Raw genomic sequence first — 3,062 nt, forward strand, 5'->3', positions numbered from 1 at the left:
GCGATATGAAAGCGATTGACTAAAAGTATGGTGGAAACATAGATTAAGTTATTAAGGGCGCACGGTGGATGCCTTGGCACTAGAAGCCGAAGAAGGACGTTACTAACGACGATATGCTTTGGGTAGCTGTAAGTAAGCGTTGATCCAGAGATTTCCGAATGGGGGAACCCAACATGAGTTATGTCATGTTATCGACATGTGAATTCATAGCATGTCAGAAGGCAGACCCGGAGAACTGAAACATCTTAGTACCCGGAGGAAGAGAAAGAAAAATCGATTCCCTGAGTAGCGGCGAGCGAAACGGGAAGAGCCCAAACCAACAAGCTTGCTTGTTGGGGTTGTAGGACACTCTATACGGAGTTACAAAAGAACATGTTAGACGAATCATCTGGAAAGATGAATCAAAGAAGGTAATAATCCTGTAGTCGAAAACATATTCTCTCTTGAGTGGATCCTGAGTACGACGGAGCACGTGAAATTCCGTCGGAATCTAGGAGGACCATCTCCTAAGGCTAAATACTCTCTAGTGACCGATAGTGAACCAGTACCGTGAGGGAAAGGTGAAAAGTACCCCGGAAGGGGAGTGAAAGAGAACTTGAAACCGTGTGCTTACAAGTAGTCAGAGCCCGTTTATGGGTGATGGCGTGCCTTTTGTAGAATGAACCGGCGAGTTACGATCTGATGCAAGGTTAAGCAGCGAATGTGGAGCCGTAGCGAAAGCGAGTCTGAATAGGGCGTTGAGTATTTGGTCGTAGACCCGAAACCAGGTGATCTACCCTTGGTCAGGTTGAAGTTCAGGTAACACTGAATGGAGGACCGAACCGACTTACGTTGAAAAGTGAGCGGATGAACTGAGGGTAGCGGAGAAATTCCAATCGAACTTGGAGATAGCTGGTTCTCTCCGAAATAGCTTTAGGGCTAGCCTCAAGTGATGATTATTGGAGGTAGAGCACTGTTTGGACGAGGGGCCCCTCTCGGGTTACCGAATTCAGACAAACTCCGAATGCCAATCAATTTAACTTGGGAGTCAGAACATGGGTGATAAGGTCCGTGTTCGAAAGGGAAACAGCCCAGACCACCAGCTAAGGTCCCAAAATATATGTTAAGTGGAAAAGGATGTGGCGTTGCCCAGACAACTAGGATGTTGGCTTAGAAGCAGCCATCATTTAAAGAGTGCGTAATAGCTCACTAGTCGAGTGACACTGCGCCGAAAATGTACCGGGGCTAAACATATTACCGAAGCTGTGGATTGTCCTTCGGACAATGGTAGGAGAGCGTTCTAAGGGCGTTGAAGCATGATCGCAAGGACATGTGGAGCGCTTAGAAGTGAGAATGCCGGTGTGAGTAGCGAAAGACGGGTGAGAATCCCGTCCACCGATTGACTAAGGTTTCCAGAGGAAGGCTCGTCCGCTCTGGGTTAGTCGGGTCCTAAGCTGAGGCCGACAGGCGTAGGCGATGGATAACAGGTTGATATTCCTGTACCACCTAGTATCGTTTTAATCGATGGGGGGACGCAGTAGGATAGGCGAAGCGTGCTGTTGGAGTGCACGTCCAAGCAGTAAGGCTGAGTGTTAGGCAAATCCGGCACTCGTTAGGCTGAGCTGTGATGGGGAGAGGAAATTGTTTCCTCGAGTCGTTGATTTCACACTGCCGAGAAAAGCCTCTAGATAGATAACAGGTGCCCGTACCGCAAACCGACACAGGTAGTCAAGATGAGAATTCTAAGGTGAGCGAGCGAACTCTCGTTAAGGAACTCGGCAAAATGACCCCGTAACTTCGGGAGAAGGGGTGCTCTTTAGGGTTCACGCCCAGAAGAGCCGCAGTGAATAGGCCCAAGCGACTGTTTATCAAAAACACAGGTCTCTGCTAAACCGTAAGGTGATGTATAGGGGCTGACGCCTGCCCGGTGCTGGAAGGTTAAGAGGAGTGGTTAGCTTCTGCGAAGCCACGAATCGAAGCCCCAGTAAACGGCGGCCGTAACTATAACGGTCCTAAGGTAGCGAAATTCCTTGTCGGGTAAGTTCCGACCCGCACGAAAGGCGTAACGATTTGGGCACTGTCTCAACGAGAGACTCGGTGAAATCATAGTACCTGTGAAGATGCAGGTTACCCGCGACAGGACGGAAAGACCCCGTGGAGCTTTACTGTAGCCTGATATTGAAATTCGGCACAGCTTGTACAGGATAGGTAGGAGCCATTGAAACGTGAGCGCTAGCTTACGTGGAGGCGTTGGTGGGATACTACCCTAGCTGTGTTGGCTTTCTAACCCGCACCACTTATCGTGGTGGGAGACAGTGTCAGGCGGGCAGTTTGACTGGGGCGGTCGCCTCCTAAAAGGTAACGGAGGCGCTCAAAGGTTCCCTCAGAATGGTTGGAAATCATTCACAGAGTGTAAAGGCATAAGGGAGCTTGACTGCGAGACCTACAAGTCGAGCAGGGTCGAAAGACGGACTTAGTGATCCGGTGGTTCCGCATGGAAGGGCCATCGCTCAACGGATAAAAGCTACCCCGGGGATAACAGGCTTATCTCCCCCAAGAGTTCACATCGACGGGGAGGTTTGGCACCTCGATGTCGGCTCATCGCATCCTGGGGCTGTAGTCGGTCCCAAGGGTTGGGCTGTTCGCCCATTAAAGCGGTACGCGAGCTGGGTTCAGAACGTCGTGAGACAGTTCGGTCCCTATCCGTCGTGGGCGTAGGAAATTTGAGAGGAGCTGTCCTTAGTACGAGAGGACCGGGATGGACATACCTCTGGTGTACCAGTTGTCGTGCCAACGGCATAGCTGGGTAGCTATGTATGGACGGGATAAGTGCTGAAAGCATCTAAGCATGAAGCCCCCCTCAAGATGAGATTTCCCAACTTCGGTTATAAGATCCCTCGAAGATGACGAGGTTAATAGGTTCGAGGTGGAAGCGTGGTGACACGTGGAGCTGACGAATACTAATCGATCGAAGACTTAATCAATATTAAAATGTTTTGCGACGCAAAATCATTACTTACTATCTAGTTTTGAATGTATAACACATTCATTTGTCTGGTGACAATGGCAAGGAGGTCACACCT

The 3,062-nt window shown here is 49.8% G+C and carries 1 rRNA gene; it reads left to right on the plus strand.

Features of this window, described 5'->3' with window-relative positions:
* Window positions 1-41 precede the first annotated feature (41 nt).
* Window positions 42-2,963, plus strand: a 23S ribosomal RNA gene (locus HMPREF3154_RS03525).
* Window positions 2,964-3,062: the final 99 nt, after the last annotated feature.

The organism is Staphylococcus sp. HMSC06C11 (genome assembly GCF_001808345.1).
Taxonomy (GTDB): domain Bacteria; phylum Bacillota; class Bacilli; order Staphylococcales; family Staphylococcaceae; genus Staphylococcus; species Staphylococcus capitis.